Origin of the sequence: Amphritea atlantica (assembly GCF_024347255.1) — a bacterium.
Lineage (GTDB): Bacteria > Pseudomonadota > Gammaproteobacteria > Pseudomonadales > Balneatricaceae > Amphritea > Amphritea atlantica.
The window spans coordinates 4,231,433-4,251,610 of sequence record NZ_AP025284.1; the positions used below are offsets into that span (position 1 = coordinate 4,231,433).

The 20,178-nt window shown below is 50.5% G+C and carries 4 protein-coding genes (1 of these 4 running past the window's edge); all 4 read right to left on the minus strand.

The window, feature by feature from the left end; translation table 11 throughout:
• Positions 1–14,357, minus strand: partial view of a DUF4347 domain-containing protein gene (locus OCU43_RS19580; RefSeq protein ID WP_261832951.1) — the 5' end (the start) only. Its footprint begins 24,394 nt before the window's first position; the window shows 14,357 of its 38,751 coding nt (coding positions 1–14,357); its start codon is at positions 14,355–14,357; the stop codon falls past the left edge of the window.
• Positions 14,358–14,490: 133 nt separating this feature from the next.
• Complete coding sequence (locus tag OCU43_RS19585) at positions 14,491–15,846, minus strand: TolC family outer membrane protein (RefSeq protein ID WP_091360179.1); 1,356 nt, start codon at positions 15,844–15,846, stop codon at positions 14,491–14,493.
• Positions 15,847–16,333: 487 nt separating this feature from the next.
• Positions 16,334–19,075, minus strand: a complete 2,742-nt coding sequence (gene rnr / locus OCU43_RS19590) for a ribonuclease R (RefSeq protein WP_091360181.1) — start codon at positions 19,073–19,075, stop codon at positions 16,334–16,336.
• 177 nt (positions 19,076–19,252) lie between these two features.
• A complete protein-coding gene (gene secF / locus OCU43_RS19595) occupies positions 19,253–20,176 on the minus strand; it encodes a protein translocase subunit SecF (protein WP_091360182.1) in 924 nt (307 codons plus the stop codon).
• Between the last annotated feature and the right edge of the window lie 2 nt (positions 20,177–20,178).

Below are 20,178 nucleotides of genomic sequence, written 5' to 3' on the forward strand. Positions count from 1 at the left end.
TTACCCATATTGGCGTAAAAACCCAGATCGATATTAGCGCTGCCGTGTTTTCCCAGTAAACCGATGGTCCCTAATGGACCTGCGTCGAAGCCCAGCGCAATATCAAGATCATCGACCCCTCCGTGAAGCGATGCATTGATGCCTGTCGCTTCATCAATGTAGAACAGAGGTGTACGAACATCGCTCAGATCAAAACCGAAACCGAGGTCGAGGCCAGCTTCCGCCCGCAGATCTATTTTCCCGTTCGCTTCAACGTTGATAGCGTCTAATGCACCATCAGGCAGGCCTAACCAGGTGTCGATACCCAGGGCATCAATATCCAGCGCCAGATCAAACTGCTTTTCAGCAATCAGATCGAGGTTCAGATCGAAATCAAACGCAGAGTTGGCGTAGCTCATATCAACCATGTCGGCGTCTGGAGCAATGCCCAGAGGCGCTAACAAGATACGCAGCTCTTCATTGAGCATATCTTCCAGCTGCTGGACGTTACGCGCCGCATCTCGAACGGTGCTAACAGCATTGCTAAGGCCTGCGGCAAAACTGACACCGCCATCACCGAGAATATCGGCAAGGCTGGCATCGATTAAGGCGATCTTGTCATACAGCACACCATCTTTGATATTGAAGCGCGACAGACTTTCTCCGGTCGTCGATGGATTGACACCGGTGGTGTCGATAAAGGTCGCGCCCGTTATCTCATCATCGATAATGGTCTCTATCAATACGTCGTTCGCATCGTAGCTGCCCATTAACTCCCATGATGTCTGGGAGTATGTTTGCACAACACGCACATTGTTCTGGAACAACTCAACGCCCCAGAAGGTATCCGAGGTGGCCGTATCTTCCCACTCCAGCAGCGTGATGCCGGTTCCGTCTTCAAGGATCTCGTAGCGGCTGGCCTGTGGCCCTCCCGCCGGAGAGATAGCATAGCTATCGGTTGCCAGAACAGCGCCAGCCCCCCAACGCTCTTCATAATAGTTGACGACATTACCGGTTTGCTGGCCCAGTACTTCACGATCGGTACCAACAATATCTTTAAGAAGTTCATCGACCCCACCGATAATCATATCCAGTGACAAGCCGCCTAATGAGAAAACTTCTTCTAAATTATCAAACTGAACAGAGCTGGGGATACTGGAGAGGAACTGCGACATTGACGCATTTTCTGGCAAGCTACTGCTGCTGGCGGTGATAAACCCAACCTCATTGCTGAAACCATCCAGCGCACCCGAGAGCGAGACAGGCAACAACACCTCAAAGTGAGCATCGCCCTCCAAGCCAGGCGAGCCCATCAGCGATGCGGAGCTATCACTCAGCATATCCTGATAATGAAGCACACCATCGAAGCCCATACCGACAGAGGCGCCCACGGATAGCGCCGCATCATTCACCTCAAAACCAACGGGCCCTAAATTCACGCCAAAATCGAAGGCTTTTATGAGATTACCGGCAACCTCATCCGCCAGATCAGCGGCCAGAATTTCCTCGGCGACCGTAATGATCGTAGAGTTGCCATCAGGGCTTAATTCGATAGCCGCAACGGTATAGAGTTCATCGGTATTGCCAGACCCTTGCAGATAGAAAGTGTCGCCGACCATAAGCTTACCGGCACTGGTGCTTTTTATCGCACCAATATGATTACCTGCAATAGTAATCGTGGCAGGCGTGGTATCAGCAGAACCGGCAGTAATACCGGTAATATCAATATATTCTTCGCCGAAATTGAAATGCGCATCCAGACCCGGATCACGCACATAGAAGTCACCGTCATCATCAACACCAAAGTTGAACATGAAGTCGATGCCACCACTGATCACCAGCGGCTGAGACTGAGTAATATCGATAGGCAGGTCAAAGTTAAAGTCACCAAACGAGATCAGTTCATTCAGATCCAGATTGACCAGTTCGCTGAAGCTTTCCAGTGTCAGGGCAACACTGTACTCTTTTAAATTCGACGACGAGGCGACATTAATAGCAAAACCATCATTCAAGCCGGTGGTTTGCAGGTGCTGCAGCAGGTCTTTGGTGGTGGCAGAACTGTTGACTTCAAGATAGGCATCAATCGTGTCGACAAACGCCTGCACTTTAGTCTGAATAGTGCCGTCTAAGTTGGTGACTTTATCACCCAGCAGATCAGACAAGGATAGATCGGTAAACGGAATAGTTGTTGTATCGTCCAGATAGTTATCGATTTTGCTACCCAGATGCGAAGACCAGGTCGCCAGCTCACCCAGACCGATACTTAACTTGGTTTGATCCGACAAGCTCTTAAAGTGATCGGAGGTCGGCAGCAAGCGCTGCCCTTTAACCGCCTCTTCCATCATCAGATCGGTGGTGACGAAATCAGGGTGACTCATACCCATCACATGACCCATCTCATGCATCAGCACGGTCAGCAGGTCAATGCTGTCATAGGCTCCGTCATCAGTGTCATTGTTTGCAGTGGCGTCGACATACCAGGTCGCACCCGCGGCATTGTCGTCAAGGGTAATGGTGTATTCCAGGCCATTCGCACCGGCCGCACTGGTCGTCCGACCGATGACATTGCCACCAATGTCTCCGACGGTAACCGTAACATTTTCTAAGTTGATCAGTGCTGCCGCAGGCAAGACTGCGGTCCAGCGGGCAATCGCTTCAGCTTTCAGCGCCTCTAGCGCAGCGGCATCAGTGGTCGCATCAATTGTCGCGCCCGTTCCGACCTCAGCCGTAGTAACAAAATCACCAAAGCCCTGGGATGTTTTAAAGGCAGTCCACAGCCCCTCACCCGAAGCAACCGCATCCAAACCTTTGGTTGCGAAGGAGCCGTAGGCTTTGACCTCATGTAAAGTGCCGGATTCATCGGTATAAGAGTACGCGGTGTACTCGCCATCGGCATCGGTTTGCGGCGCCGATTGAGTAATTTTTTCCGAGATAGATGAAAAGTCTAGGATATCTGCCGACCCGGTAGAGAACACCTTATCCTGACCAAACTTTTCATTAAAACTAAAGGTCGCTTTAGCAACGTCCACTTTAAAGTCGGCCACCAGATCGGGGGCAGTCGTAAACTCAATGCTGAACTTATCATCAACCGCACTGGTTACCGCTACCGCTATACCCTCCAACCCATTGAGTGCCGTTTCAATATTGGCGAGCGTTGCTGCATTATCAGCGCCAATAGCAAAAGCAGCCTCCAGACGGGCAGGGTCGGGAGTCACACCGGCAGACAGTTCAAAATTGGCAAATGACAGCGTAATTAATTCGCCTTCGGCAAAAGAGCTGGCGGTTAAATCCAGTTCAAACAAGGACGAAGCGGTCGACAGATCGGTGATCACGATACCGCCGCTGTTGCCTCTGAAAATATCATTGCCGGAACCGCTTTCCAGGTTTTGAATATTCTTGTAGTTGGCAACAATAACAGCGCCATCCAGGATCGTAGTAATGCCCGATCCCATCTCCAGATTAGCCGTATTCAGAGCAATACCGGTCACATCGGTATAAGCCGGACTGGTAAACTCAATATTGAAAGTAAAGTTACGCTGATCTTCTGCCGCAGCAGGATCGGGCTGAGTGACATTAACCGTCAGACCCGCAACTTCATTCAGCTTGGTTTCGATCTGTTGCATCATCTGCTGATAATCAGCAACTGCCGCAATATTCACTGAAACCGCGCCGGTTGTGCCATCAGGGTGATCAAATGTGAACGTAAACTCACCACCACTTATCTGATTACCCAGGGTAATCTGATGGATATAGTTTAGCTCGGTACCATCTAATGGGTCCTTCGCCGCAACGGCGGCCTGAACCAGACTATCGCTTGCAGCCGTTAAATGGGTTGGCGTAAAGATTAACTTCCCGGGGTTATCAAACCGGTCCAGATTCAAAAAGGTGATCGTAAACGTACCCGGCGTCGCCGCATCAGGCGTCACACTGACATTATTCACCCCGAGAAAAGACTCAAGCGCAGTTTTAATATTCGCAGCGGTGGCAGTGGCGGTTGCCGCCACGGTAATATCCGCCGTGGTGAAGCCACCAACCGCTGAGTAATCACTGACGGGCAGTTCAAGGGTAAACTGATCGCCGGCAACCGCATTAAGCGCTATAGACTGCTGCTCATCTCCCTGCTCCCGCAAGGCGGTACCCCGTGTCAGATCGACAGAATAGTTGTCGGTCTGACCGTCCAGACTCAGGGTGTTGCCATTCTCATCAGTTTCGCCACCATCTATCGTATCGACGCCGCCCTGACCAATCACAAAGATATTGTCATTGTCGTTACCGACAAAGGTGTCATCACCGCTGGAACCGATCACTTTGGTAAAACCGGCAACAGCGTTATTAGACAGGTTGAACTGTGAGTCTGCAGCGACCGCTGCATTGATAAGACCGGACAACGAGTTCCAGCGCTCACCCAGTACCGAGGTCGCGCTGCCAAACAGCACTTTAGACTCGGCAATCTCACCCCACACCGGCACCTCAACCGCATTCCATAAGGTATAATTAACCCCGGCGGTGCCATCTACTGCCACCCCGGTAACGGTATCTGAAGCATCGGTATTATTGTCATAATCCTGATAATTCAGGGTAATATCACCCTCAGAAGAGATCACCCCCCGTAAACGGGCATTCCCGTGGAAGGTGAAGATATTGTCACCACCACCGCCAACAATATTTTCAATCCCTGTGGCAAAAACGTAGTTACCCAGTAAAACGTCGTCAGACAGGGGAATACCGAATCGTTTCAGTGCTGAACCAAAGACCTCGTCCCGGACCATAATAAAATTGGCACCAATGGTTAACAGAGGCACTTCGGCATCATCCCGGCCAATACTGATCAGGTCGGTAAGTTCACTAATGTTATCGGTGGTAATTTCCCAGATATCATAATGCAGGGTATTTTTTACATCACTGCTACCCAGTTGGCCTTTAAGGCCATAGCCCGCCTCGGAAAGATCTAAGGTGTCAAAGAAGTCGCTGACACCTGCGACCTTAATATCGGGGGCTTCAATAACTGCAGTGGCACCCCACAAGCCACTGAACTTATAGGTATCTGCACCCCAGCCACCGGCTAGCACATGAATACCGGGGGCAACAACATTTTCTGAGAACAGTGAAGGCTCACCGTTGATCGCCGTGGAAACCACTGCATTGGCAACAAATTGCGCATAAGGGTTAGCAATCGTGTTTTCAATCAGATTACCACCCACCTCAAACAGATTACTGCCTAATGAGGCATTACCCAACGCCGCAACAGGGTTAAGGGTGGTGTTTAAAGCGATGTTTAAACCGGCGCCGTAGGTTACATTATCGATATTCTGGATGCGCCCGGTAAAACCTGCCTTCTTACCTAACAGACTGGTTAAAACCGTTTGAGTGAAATCATCTTTGGCATAGCCAGTAAGAGCATTAGCGTTATCGCCAATCACAAGGCTATCCGTATCGTTAAGGCGGCTGGCAGCGGTGACCTCAAGTATCCAGGACTTAGTCTTACTGCTATCCGGATTCACACTAACCGTAATTTTGTTTGCACCCAGCGCCGCATCAAGTGCGCTTTGAATGGCGCCCCTGGTGGTTGCATCGTTCTGGTTAACCGGGATATCAAGGGTGCTGACGCCATTGACAGATAAACGGAACGTAGTGAGAGACTGATCCACTAAGGTGACACGTTGCTTTTCTGCCACATTCACTGCACTGCCATTGGCAATGGTGACAATATTGGCTGCCACTCCCGGGGCAGCAATGGCGGTGTCTTTAACAATCTGCAGGGCTGTGCCATCAACGATTAAAGGCTGCTCAGCCGCGCTGATATCCGCCACTACTTCAACCCGGAACTCATTACCCACCAGGGTAGCGGCCTGGGTGTTGATAGCCGATGCGTCAAGCGCCGCATTAATACTCGCCAGCAACACATTATTGTCACCGTCATAGGCAATGGGATCTGTGGTTACACCACCAAAACTAAGTGTAAATGTTCCACTGATGGTTTCACCGGCAACCACGGGAGGCATTGAAAACTTATAGATCCGGTTAGTTTCAACCAGAGTGGGATTACTACTATCGGTGCGATCCAGATAGGCATCAATCCGACCCACCTTAACCGGTGTTAAGGACTGATCGGTTGTGGCCGCTGATAAGCCGTAACCGGTGCCCCCCATAGACTCGACAATATGGGTCAGTGAGGTCAATGTAATGATGAACTTATCACCACTCAACGTCACCGCTGCAGTCGCTTTGCCCGCCAGCTGAGTATTGAGTGCGGTTTCGATACGTCCGCGCAGCGTATCAGCCGTTTCAGCTGTGCTCAGCGCAACATCCACAAAGACGGAACCGGTTACCAAACTGTTATCCGTCACAGTCCTCAGATTGTACTTCAGCCCCACGATTCCCTGCGAAGCACCGTTAATGTTGAGACTTTGAACTTCCTGTCCATTGGTAAGCTGACTTGTAATCGTCGATGTGCCCAGAACAGTACCGGTAAAGATACTATTCTTAGCGACAATGGATGGCACAGAGCCACCCGCAATACTAATGGTGAACGGGCCGGTGCCGGTAACGGTCACCGTACCCGTTAGAGTCGGTTGCTGATTAATGAGCTGCTGTAGTGCGGCCTGAATAGCATTTTTATCGGCATTCTGGGCTAAGTCTGCTGTCTTATAGGTACCGATATATAAATTATAAGGATCTGAATTGGCACCATGAGTAATGGTAATCTCGTGAACCTGTGGCGTTGCGGTAGTTGAGGGCGTTAACACCAGATCAACCGCTGGCGCCGAGAGCGAAATATCAGTCAGCGTGGTGATCGCTTTATCACCCGCTACACGCCAACGCAGATCATATGTTCCCGCAGTCTCACCGGCGCTGACCAAAACAGTTTTTGGTGTTCCGGCAGGCAGCGCCATCGCCTTGTATATAGCATTTTCAATACGTTGCGCTACGGCAGCATAGTTAAGGGGGGCCGTCGTTTCTTTAGTAAAGACTGCTACACTGCCTGACACAGAGGCAGGGGGCAGCACACCGGTGAACTCAACCATGTTGTTCTGATTGGTGTAGGTGATGAGGTAGCCTGCCTCATTCTTAGCCACCGAAACAACTTTTGAGCCCGCAGCCAGACCAAATTCTGTCGCTAACTTCGCGTTTATTTTATTGGCAATGGTCGTCGATATATCGTCCGCTGCAGTGCCGGTCCTTAAACCGGTAATGGTTTCAATGGTTTGAACGCCTGCGGTGGAGGTGGTGACATAGTTCAGATTGAAGTCAGTCGAATCGGTTACCAACAGCTGCTGCTGTATCGGAGGGGTCAGATAGATGGGGGCGGTGGTGACTGATGTAGTGTCACCCTGCACCCTTAATGTAAAGCTGCCACGCTGAGCTTCGGGAATAGACAGGCGCTGAACTTCAGCCCCCCGATGACCATCGACCACGGTATCAACCGCGACGGATGACTTCGAGGTGTTCGCCAGATTAACGTATGAAATTTGTCTCAGGTCTGCGAACGTCCCACCGGATATATCAACGGTATTTTTCACCGCAAAATCAGGCGCGGTTAACGATAACATTCCCACCAGGCCATCAACATTGAGTAGCTGTGCTGACAGCGGTTTGATGCCCGTACCGCCGATCACTGTTCCCTTAAAGGTCGTTTTACCCGCGATGGAAAAGGTATTGGCATTTACACCACCACGCACGATGGTATTTTCACCGACATCGGTAAAGACAAAGGTCTCGAAAACACTCTCACCGAGCAACTTGTCCACCAAGCCTGATGCCTGAGCATCGGTACTTAACGCGGTGGGCCTTGGCGCTACACGCTCGACAGTGAGCGACAATTGGCCGGCATTACCCTCTACCTTGCCTTTTGCAGCCGTTGTAGCCAGTTCAAATTTGCCACTTACCGCCGTCGTGGTATAACTCAACGCTGAGCCATCCAGATTCTTAAGCGCTTTAGTTAATACAACATCGCCCGGATCATTAAAGGTAATATTCAACTTCGTGTTAGCCGCCGTACTGCCAAAGCGCGGCTCTTTAACGCTCACCGAGCCTTCACCCAGCATCTCGCTAAGTTTGTTCTTCAGCTCGACAATATTCGCCTCTTTATTGTCCGCAACAAAAGTAATCATATCGGTTACTTTGTGCACCCCGTCTCTGACGGTAGTCACAGTGGGCGTTACCGATGCAGCGGTTACCTGCAAAAGATCGACATTGACCAGTTCTTTATTGGTAAAGGTGATATTCCAGCTATTGGCTTTGAAGCTTTCATTTGTTGTTTCGGCGGTGACCGGTGAACCATCCACGGTCACACCTGTCACTTTCACTGCGAGATTCACCTGAGAGCCTGTCGCCGACGTAAACTTAAGCTTATTCAGTTCGGTTTGGATTTTTAAAGCGGTGGCTTTAACGTCGACCTTACCAGTCGCGGCATCGGTAACAATCTGAATAGGTGTTGCGGTGGTTTTCAGCGCATTAGAACCACCTGGGTCCTTAAAGCTTAACTTGAAAGTCCCGGTGGGCAGCTCAGCACCGGTAAACGCGAGTCGCTGCACCTCTTGAATCTTATAATCCAGCGCAAACTCACCCTCAGTCGTGTTATCAATAATGAGCGGCTGTACCTCTTTAACCGCACCCACCTGTTCAAAATTGAAATTCAGTTCATCTGCAACCTGGCTAAAATCGATATCCAGTACATGACCATTCGCGGTCAGTGTACTGGTGTCGATGGTTACACTATTGGCTTTACGTAACGCTTCAGGCACCGCAATCGCCGCCAGCATGTCGGCCATCGACGCGGAGCCAAAGATAAAGGTCGCATCAGCATTGGGGGCCAGAATAGTCTCAAATGCGTGGATATTGCCAGGCAGACTACCATCGGCCAGAGTCGTCACCCGTCCCTGTAAATTATTCGTCCCGGTTAAGCCTGTCACATCGACAGACATATCCGTGACATCATTTTCACCCGGGGTTTTAAAGGTGATTTTCCACTCTTTCAGATCCGCGGTGAAACTCTCAGTCTGCACCTCAACCGTGTATTTCTGGACAAAATTACGCTTCAGATTATTTAATGCGGTCTGAATAGCTAAGCGCGTATTTTCTTTTTTCAGTTCAGCTGTCGCGGCCGTTGTATCAATGGTAATAGGGCCGGTGGAATACTTACCAATCTTTAAAACAAAACTACCTTCAGTAACATTGTTGAGTGTTAGCTGCTTAACTTCACGAACAGAAGAGCCCTCAACTGTTGTCCAGATAGCAGGCTTACCTTTAAGCGTTGAAGCGTTAGTAATCGTAGCGGTATTCAGGCCACTGATTTCAGGGTTTAAGACGGTAATTTCAAACTTATTGCCTGCCCCGGCAACAACGACATTGGCAAATATCTGTGGATTGTGTTCGTTTAGTTTTTGCTGAATCTGGGCTGCAACATCGCTGGGGGTTGAACCCGATGCAATCGGTACAGTAACAGAGACAGCCAGGTTGGGCGTTTCTACCCCGGCAACCGTTTTAGTATATTTGAAACCGAAGGTAAAGCTGCCGGATTCGGCCAGTCCGAGGTCGATATTAATTGAACCGTTGGTGTGTTTAGTAATCAGCCCCGTGGTCGCATCGATGATGTTAGAACCTGGCTCCACGGAGCCAACCACCGGCGCAGCATAGGTCAACCCGGTGGTACTGACAATCGTCATTAATGGGATGTTGGTGTAGATCGGTTTTTTGAACTCGACATCAAACGCTCCGGTCCCGGTGCCTGCGGATTTAACTGTCACCAGATCACCGACCGGGGCTACCCCGTTTTCAGTCAGCAGGGTCCTGAGCTTAGCTTCCAGTGCGGTTTTTATATTGGTCGCCGTCGCCGTTTTGGTGCTGCCTACCGTTATAGTAATCGGCGCAGTTGTTTCAACCGAGCCATCCGGCTTAGGAAAATTGTTCAGTTTTACCGTAAAATTGCCAGATGTAGCGCCACCCAGAAATATTCTCTGAACGTCATTGGCGTTACCTTCACTGTTAACCCGGACCGTATTGGCTGTCAGCGCAAAATGACCAGACACGTCACCAAACCCGGAAAGGGTTTTAGTCCAGCTGGTTTTATCTTTAATGAAAGTACCGGTGCCTGCCAATAAGCTGTTGCTGTTAAACAGGTAGGTCATCTCCTGAGTAACATTGGAGAAATCGAGCACATCACCACGGGTTTTCAGCCCTTCGTCGGTGGTTTTATCATCTTTACCTTTTTGGCTTTCAATAACTTCGTCCTGGCCCCAGTCATTGATAAACACATAGTGATCGTAGCCTTTACCACCAATCAGGGTATCGTCACCGATGCCTCCATAGAGGACATCATGGCCAGCGCCCCCCACGATGCTGTCATCACCCAGACCACCACTCAGATGGTCATTGCCTGCTCCACCGTTGATAACATCATCACCCTGGCCGCCACTGATGCGGTCATTACCTGCGCCACCGCTGAGGTTATCATCGCCTTCGCCACCACCAATGGCATCATTGCCCAGGCCACCATACAGAGTGTCGCCCTGTAGCGTGCCAGTGATAATGTCCTGACCAGCACCGCCATCCCAGACTCGTCCGGTTTTAACACTGACCGCCTGAGTGTAGTTATCAGAAAAAATAAGGTCGTCGCCACTACCGGTACCATTGACCAATAAGCCAAAGTCACCCAGTACGGTCATACTCTTAACCGTACCAGCACCTGTATCGGTGGTGCCTTTCAAACCATCGATGCGGTCTATGCCACCCGCTTTTAATCCCGTACGGGCTGCGGTAAATTCCACCGCATCAATGATGATGGTCTTAATGGTGGTGGTCAGTGTGTAACGGTCTTCGGGGGCAGGACCGCTGGAGGTGTATTTTTTTATGATCGTCAGCGGATCAGGATTCGTTTCAGTCTCTGCACTTAAAATCACCGTGGCCTGAGTGGTTCCTCCGGTGGTTTTTTTCTCCTGACGCGCTTCCGCTATCAGCTTAATTTCCGGGATATTCAGTCCAGCGGATAAAGATTGGAAGGTGATAGTGAACTCGTAAGGAGTAGTTCCGGCAGCCGAGCCACTTCCTGTCACAGTCACCAGCGGAAGCGAGGGTGCCGGGGGAGGCGTCGCGGTCGTGTTGGTAGTCGTCACCGGCGTTGCTTTCAACGCCAGAGAGTTGAGCGCTGCAGCCATCTCAGCAGCAATCGAAGCGGCACTGCCTGAGTTGCTGATCTCTCTGGTTTCTACCCCACCCAAAGACAGCCTGAAACTTTGTATGTTGCTTAGTTCCTGAGCAACCGTTGGCGCGGTTTTCACTTTTGGGATGGTCAGTTTTTGTACTTCGTTGGTGGCCGCTGGGGCGACTACACCATCGCCAGTATTTAAAATACCAGTGACCGCTTTATTAATGACACCCGTAGTCGACTTACCCAGATCCACAATCACATCTTTCGTGTTAGTAGACTTGTATTGCGAGTAATCGAGAATATTAACGCCATCGGTTTTAGCAATATTGGCGCCTGCCACATAGACGTTACCGGTCACCAAACCTTCGGCCAGGGTGCCCGTTGTCTTAGCGGTCAGAATCTTGCCCTGCAAGGCATCCTGGTCTTTGATGATATAGGTATTCTTGCCCTGACCACCAATGATGTTAGCGATATTATCTGCGTTAACGACATAGGTGTAAGTGACCGTTTTTAAAACAGGTGCTGCCGTTGTACCAATATTGATCTGCTTCTCGACGACAGCCGTTACTTTCACTTTTGTCGTTATCGTCGTGATCGCCGGAGTCCCGGTCGACGTGGTGCTGACACTATCCAGCTCAAAAATCAGATCGTGAGTGACCTCACGGAAATCAAGCGTCCCCTTTTTGCTGGTAGACTGTGTGTCATCAATAAAAAAGTTAACCGTTTCTGTCAGTGCAGGTGTTGCGCCCTGATAAAACTGGCCCCAGTCATTATTGAATTTATAGGTATTATCCCCCAGGCCACCGATGATTTTTTCAACATTGATGGCATTTTTGACCGAGTGTGTGCTGGTGGTTACATTCTGCCCCTGAAAAACCTGAACACCATATTTATCGGCCGATGTCCGGTCGGTATCCGACACTCCAGAGACCACCGGAATACCCGGAACCGTTGCGGTTGACAGCGGTTTGGTCGACTTAACTGAAGGGTGAAACTCAACAGTAATCGCCTGAGTCAGCGCAGAGAAATCCAGGGCATCAGCATCGCCGCCCTTAATCACCGTTAAGCCATCTTTGGTATCGGCTTTCTCGATAACCTGATCCGCCCCCCAACTGTCTTTAAACACGTAAGTATCGGTTCCAGCACCACCCACTAAGGTTTGTGTACCCGCGCCACCAACAAGGTAATCTTCACCCGCACCGGCATCCACAGTCACACCAGTTAAACCGGTGACATCAAATTTCTGAGCGCCTTTGTCGGCGCTAAAGGATGCGAATGATGCAGTAGTAAAGCCTGTTAAGGTGCCCACACCTTTGATGATATTACTCGCTGACAGGTTGACGTAATTGGTCAGCACAGTGCCTGAACTGCCAGAGTTATACAGCAGATCAATTTTGCCGGTATAATTGGCATTGGCTTTACTGATGTCTATTGGTGCACCAGTATCATCGATAATAAGCCGGGTATTTGCCGCATCCAGGGTCTTACCAATCGATAACTTGCCTACTTCGCCCGTTCCGGTGGTTACCACCGCAACCGTACTTTTAGCATTCAGTTGTGCAGCGGCATCGGCAGCGGCTGGGTCAATTCCCATCGCCGCATAGTCTTTAACCCATTTAAAGGCATCATCACTCGATAGCGCAGTGCCTTTTTTGCTGATAGCGATGTGCGCGGCAGCTAGTGCGGATGTATCCAGAACATCTATTTTGGTCTGCAATTCAAGCTCAGTTTTATAGCCAACCCGACCCACTTTAATATTTTTAATAGTGGAATCATCACCGTCGGCAAACTGGAAAGTGCGCAACGTATTAGGCACCAGGGCACCGGTGGTTTCATTGATTGACTGTGCCGTGATTTTGAACGGAGTGGTGGCGGTTTTGCCCGTCACAGTAATGCGGATGTCACTACTCACACCGGTAAAGTTGATGGTATCGGTACCCGCAGCAAAAATTACCGGTGTCACCGAGCCATTCAGCTCACCTAAGCTAACAGATTTATCGGCAGCCAAAAGCCCCGCATACAGAGGATCATTCGATGCAAAAAACAACTGCTCAGAGGGCATCATATCAAGGGTAGAAGTGACATACCCTGACTCGGTTTCCAGTATCCAGTCGCCGCCGATAAATCGATTACCCGTCGGGTCATCAGACGCGGCAATATCTGCCTGCGTGGCGCCCGCCAGCCGGTCAACAAATGCGATACCCACTTCACCCTGGGCAACGTTACAGCCGTAGATAAGAATATCGCCGTCTGACTTTAATGCCCTGCCCCAGGCTTCCAGCTGTTGACGATAACGTTCTAACGAAGCACTACCCAGGGTCGCAGTACCCAGGCGCAGCAAACCTGTCGCCCCATGGGATAACACATGCAATGCAGCAATATCGTCATACGCCGACAGCACACTCGCTAGCTGTTCAACACCATCTCCTTCGCTATCCAGCAAGACGACCGTGACACGATCCGCCTGGGTGCGCTTGGTTGGCACCTCAGATAAAACATCGCTCAATTCGTTATCAGTGGTTAAGCTCTCATCGGTATTTTCATCAGTAGGGTACCAGTCTGCGACCAGAACATTACCCGCACTGGTGGTTTCTTCATGCCATTCAAGCCCACTGGCGGTCTCGCCCATAAAGGTACTTAACAGGGCGCGATAATCCTCAACTGAACGATCGATAACAACAAACTGATGCCCAGACAATTGCTGAATATGTCGAATCGCAGCAGCCGATTTTGCCGTCTGAGCTTCCGTATCAGCCGTCGCATCAACAGCGACCTCAGCAGCATCCTCTTTAGGCTGAACCGCTTCAACCTCACTATCAGAGTCTGACTGGAGCGCTTCTGGCTGAGATTCCTCCGCCTCAGGCTCTTCTGACTGAAGCTGCTCTGGTTGAAACTCAGCAGGCTGAAGATTCTCAATCCCGGTATTACTGTTGCTATCTGCACCATCCAGATCATAATCATGCTGACGAACTAACTGCAGTTCCTGTGAGTTACTTGCTTCAGCTAAGCCAGCGTCAATCAACTGTTCTACAACGACTTTTTCGTTGAGCAACTCTGCACTTAGTGCAAGCGGTGCCGCATCCGCTGAGAGCAGGTAACGATTTTCCATCTGTTCCATCAGATAGGTATTACGTCGCCGGGCAGTGATCCCCTGACTGCTCCATATGAATTGTCTTAAATTGCGGAATTTGTCATAACGCATTCTGAATAGACGATTAAATATATACGACATAATGTTCATCCAATGATGTTGTCATTTGAAAAAAGCCGCGCACCAGTAAGCTTTTTTCAGTTGATACAGGAGATATGCGGGTGGCTCAGGGCAACAGAACGAAAATAAACAATGCGCCAGAGCAACATGCAGACTAAGACTGATCGTTTGTAAGCCAGTTATTGATTGCTGACAGGTCTTCTTCCTGAAGAGCACCAACCGCAAACTTCAGCCGCAAAACGTTCAATACATAATCGTATCGTGCTTTGATCAACGCCTGCCTGGCATCGGAAAGATCCTGCTCAACATCCAGAACCTCCACCAGACTATTCTGACCACTACGGTGGCCTGCTGACTTAGATTTCAAACGGAGTTCCTGCGCCTGAAGAGATTTCTCAAGAGCGTCGATTTGTACAATGGCTTCATTGATACGGCGATAAGCATCATGAGCGGAACGTTCAACAGAGCGCTGCTTATCATTCCGATCCTCAAGCACACTATTACGCTTCTCAATTGCCTGACGAACTTTCGCAGAGGTTTTTCCGCCAGAATAAAGAGGGACATTCAACTGAACGGTCACCTCAGTTGTATCGATATCACTGGTACCACCAAAGGGAGACCCCTCCTTGGCTTCATTACCATGGGTCAGGAGCAGATCAAGAGTGGGATAGTGGCCACCGCGCAACGCCTTGATCTCTTTATCAGCCTCGTTTAGAGAGAGGTTAAGCACTTGTAATTCGGGGTTGTTCTTTGCAGCAAGCCTGACCCACTCCTCTGGATCAGATGGTACGGGCATCTCAAGTTTGACATCACTTCGCAATCGGGACAGATTGCCCGGCATAGAGCCCAGAGATTCTCGCAGTGCATACCGACTATCCATTAAGCGACTTTGCAGTTCGGTCTCTTTACTCAACGCATTAAGATAACGTGCAGAAGCATCCTGCAGATCAACGGTTCTTACCAGCCCCGTTTTATGTTTCTTTTCGGACACTTCAACATGTTTAAGCATCGCTTTCTTTTCAGCTGCAATCGCCTCTAGCTGATCGCTTCGTTCGAGAACCAGAAAGTAGCTTTCTGACAATCTTAACAACAATTGCTGCCTGGCCTGCTTATATTCGATCTCAGCGCGGTTGGCACTGATTTTTGACTGGTCATAACGCTGCCATCGGGAGTAGTCAAATATTGATTGGGTGAGTGTCAGGCCATAGCTATCAGTGGGATAATCAGCAGAGTTACCATAAAAGACAGCGTTATCTGACTCGTTTATGGTTTGGCTGGTCTCTTTATGCTCATACTGGAAGGAGATGGTAGGAAGAAGGTCTGCTCGACTCAGATTGACAATTTCCTGATCAGATCGGAATTTATGGTATGCAGACAGGTATTTAGAATCGTTCTTTTCAGCTACTTTCCAAATATCAATCAAATCTTCAGCCTGTGCCTGAACTGAGCTGAGCAATACAGAACATAAACCCGCGCTGGCAATGGCACGGATTATTTTTTTGTTTTCCATGGTTCCCCCTCGACCTCATCCTGAGGAATCTCTGCCTGGCAACCATACAGGAGAGTCAGCATCCTTTGCTATTCATTGTTATTAGTTTATAAAACCGCATAGAACATTTTTTTCCTCCACGGAGTATGGCTACATTTCACGCAACATTCAAACAAAAAAAAAGTCAACAGATCTGAACATTTTCACCAGAAAATCAGCCACTTTAACTCAAATAATTGAAACAAAAAACATTTAAAACAATATGTTAACTACCTACCATATAACTACTCATAATGAGCAATACTAGTTTTCAAACAGCCGAATAATACAGAGACATTAGTGTCCTCAATGACAAACAGTAAGCTACTGATCAATTTCTATACAAGACTGCCGTTTTCCCGACAGCACTTAATACGAATAAACAAAAAGGCAGATATCATCGGGACTGATATCTGCCTTAGTTAAGACGTACTAAAATTCCTACTGAAACCGCAATTACAATGAAACCTTAGCGTGATGTTTTACCGCGCAGTTTTTTAAGCTTACGCTTTTTAGCCCGGTTGCTCAGGCCTTTGGAGGGTTTCCTCGACAGCCGGATCACTTCCAGTTCAGATTCGCTTAACCGTGCGCCGCCAGAATTCCCCGGCTTCGCCTCTAACTTTTGCCGCGAGCTTCTATCCGCTTTCGGCTCAGGTGAGCGTTTACGGGCGGGCTTAGCAGAGGCTTTGCGATCGGCAGAACCTCCCCAGGGCGTTTCGCTCTCAGCGTCCTTACGCGGTGATGACCGCTTCGGTCTGGCTGAACCAGTCCTTTCCGGCTCAGAGCGGCCCGACCCCGGCTTGTCTGAGCGACGCCCCCCTGAAGGTTTGCGCCCCTGGCGGCTTTCCAGCTCAGCCATGGCTATCTTACCGGTGCGCAGCAACTCACGCTTACTCAGCCGTTTCGGTTTCGCCTCTGCTTCGCTCCCAGGCTCCGCAGACCCCACAGCCTGCTTATCGGCAGCATCCAGTTTTTTCACCAGATCAAAATCGATCTTGCGATCATCCAGATCCACTCTGGCCACCTGAACCTGCACCCGGTCACCCAGACGGAAAGACTTCCCACTACGTTCACCATACAGACGCTGCAGTGCGGCATCGTAGTGATAATAATCCCCCGGCAACGCCGAGATATGGATCAGGCCTTCAACATAGACCTCTTCCAGCTCGACAAATACCCCGAAACCCGTGACCGCTGAGATAACACCGCTGAACTCTTCGCCAACACAGTCCTGCATATATTCACACTTCAGCCAGGCCATCACATCCCGGGTGGCATCATCGGCACGCCGTTCGGTCATAGAACAGTGTTCACCCAGCTCGACCATCTGCTCCATGGTATAGCGATGTATAAAACGCTTATCAGGCCGGAAGTTGGCTGGCCGGGTAATATGCTGGCTATCACTATCGGAGTGGATCAGGCCGCGAATTGCCCGATGCACCAGCAGATCAGGATAACGGCGGATCGGTGAAGTAAAGTGCGTATAGGCGGGATAGTTAAGGCCAAAATGCCCCTTATGTTCAGGACTGTATACCGCCTGCGACATAGAGCGCAGCATCATCACCTGAATAACATGCTTATCAATCCGCCCTTCGAGCGATTCAGACAGCGCCTGATAGTCTGGCGGGGTTGGCTCATCGCCGCCGCCCAGGCTCAGCCCCAGCGGTCCAAGATAGGTGCGCAGTGCCTGCAACTTAGACTCTTTCGGCCCATCATGCACCCGGAACAGCGCCGGCTGTTTCAGTTTCTGCAACATCTGCGCGGAAGCAACGTTGGCACAGAGCATACACTCTTCAATAATCTTATGGGCATCGTTGCGCACCACCGGAACGATCTTCTCGATCTTGCGGTCTTCGCTGAACAGAATCCGCGTTTCCGTGGTTTCAAAATCGATCGCGCCCCGCTCCTCCCGGGCCGTGCGCAGGGCACAATAGAGTTCATGCAGATCTTCAATATGGGGCAACACCTCAGCATACTGCTGACGCATCGCCGCACCGAAATCAGAATCGGGCTCCTCCAGCATCGCTCCCACCTTGGTGTAGGTCAGTCGTGCTTTGGAGCGGATCACCGCCTCGTAAAAAGTATATTCGCTAAGATTACCACTGGCGCTGATGGTCATTTCACACACCATCGCCAGCCGGTTAACATCGGGGTTCAGCGAGCACAGCCCGTTGGACAGCATCTCCGGCAGCATCGGCACCACAAACTCGGGGAAATACACCGAATTGCCCCGCTTATGCGCCTCAATATCCAGCTGACTATCGGGATGCACATAGGAGGACACATCGGCAATAGCCACCCATAGCCGCCAGCCTCCGGCGCGTTTCGGCTCGCAGTAGACCGCATCGTCGAAATCTTTAGCGTCCTCACCATCGATGGTTACCAGCGGCAGATCGCGCAGGTCAACACGATTCTCAACCGCAGAATCGGGTACTTCCGGGCCAAACTCACTGACCTCCTGACGAATCGCATCGGTCCACTCATTGGGGATATCATAGTTATGGATGGCAACCTTGATCTCCATACCCGGTGCCATATGATCTCCCAGCACCTCGGTGACCCGCGCAGTGGCTTTGGCACGCTTCGAAGGCGGGGTGATCAGTTCAACCACCACCAGTTGCCCCTGCTTATACTCCAGGCCGCTATCTGGGTCGGGCAGAATCTGAATATCATTGGTAATCCGCTGGTTTTCCGGGGTCATATAACCGAACCCACCATGACCATGAAAACGCCCTACCAGCTTGCGGGTTTTGCGCTCCAGGACTTCGACAATCGCCCCCTCTACCCGTCCTTTACGGTCTTCACCGGTGGCCCGCACCAGCACCCGGTCACCATCGAACACCTGGCGCATCTCCCGCGCCGAGAGAAAGATATCATCGCCGCCTTCATCAGGAACCAGAAAGCCAAAACCATCCCGATGCCCCGTAATCCTCCCGGCCACCAGATCAAGCTTACTCAGCAGCACATACTGAGCTTTGCGGTTGCGCATCAGTTGTCCGTCACGCTCCATCGCCCTCAGACGACGGCGTAACGCTTCGGCACTGTCCTCATCACCGATCTCCAGCAACACCTCCAGCTGGGGACGGGTGAGAGGCTCTCCCTGCTCTGCCAGCAACTGCATTATCAGCTCGCGACTGGCTATCGGGCGATCATATTTTTCCGCTTCGCGGTCGGCATAAGGGTCTTCAGAAAAATTCTTTGAATCAGACATTAATGATCTTCTGTTATATCCGTTTTGAATAACTATACTCCAACCATTACTGAATCTGGAGCGTTTTCCTGTTCCTGCAGTTTAGTCAACCAGTTGCAAACCGGTAGCCCGGAGGTGGCCGGAGCGGTTAACAAAAAACCGGCTGATAGCCGGTTTTTTTAACACTAAAAATGCGGTTTATGGCATTTCGTCGATCTCATCACCATCCGGCTTCTCTGGCGGGATCAGATCCTCTTTACAGATGCCCAGCATGATCAGGATGTTCGCCGCCACATAGATAGAGGAGTAGGTACCGATAAAGACACCCACCAGCAGCGCAACCGCAAAGCCAAAGATCATCTCACCACCAAACACCGCCAGCGCCACCAGCACCAGCAGAGTGGTCAGGGAGGTGACCAGCGTACGACCCAGGGTCTGACTCAGTGAGACGTTCATAATCTCAATCGGCTCGCTCTTACGCATCCGACGAAAGTTCTCACGGATACGGTCAGACACGACAATAGTATCGTTCAGCGAGTAACCGATTACCGCCAGAATAGCGGCCAGCACCGTCAGGTCGAAGTCCAGTTGCAGCACGGAGAAGAAGCCCAGCACAATCAGCACGTCGTGGGCCAGCGCGGTTACCGCGCCGATAGAGAACTTCAGCTGGAAGCGGAAGGCGACGTAGACCATCACCATAAACAGCGCCAGCAACATACCCAGGCCGCCCTGTTCACGCAGCTCCTCACCCACCTGAGCGCCCACATACTCGTTACGGCGCAGGGTCAGTTCCTGAGTCTCACCGCTCTGCAGCGTCTGAAGAACCATATCTCCCAGTTTCGGATCGTGAGCAACGCCCATACGGATCAGAATATCGACCGGAGAGCCAAAGGTTTGCACAATGGCATCTTCATAGCCGGCATTCTTCAGCTTATCGCGGATGCCGTTGAGGTCTGGCTCCTGCTGATATCCCACTTCGATCAGTGAGCCACCGGTAAAATCAAGACCAAACTTAAGTCCGTTGACCGCCAGTGAGCCAACCGAGATCAGCAACAGGGTGATCGAAAATGCAGCAGCGATTTTTCGCAGCCCCATAAAGTTATAAATTTTTTCAGTCGTCATCT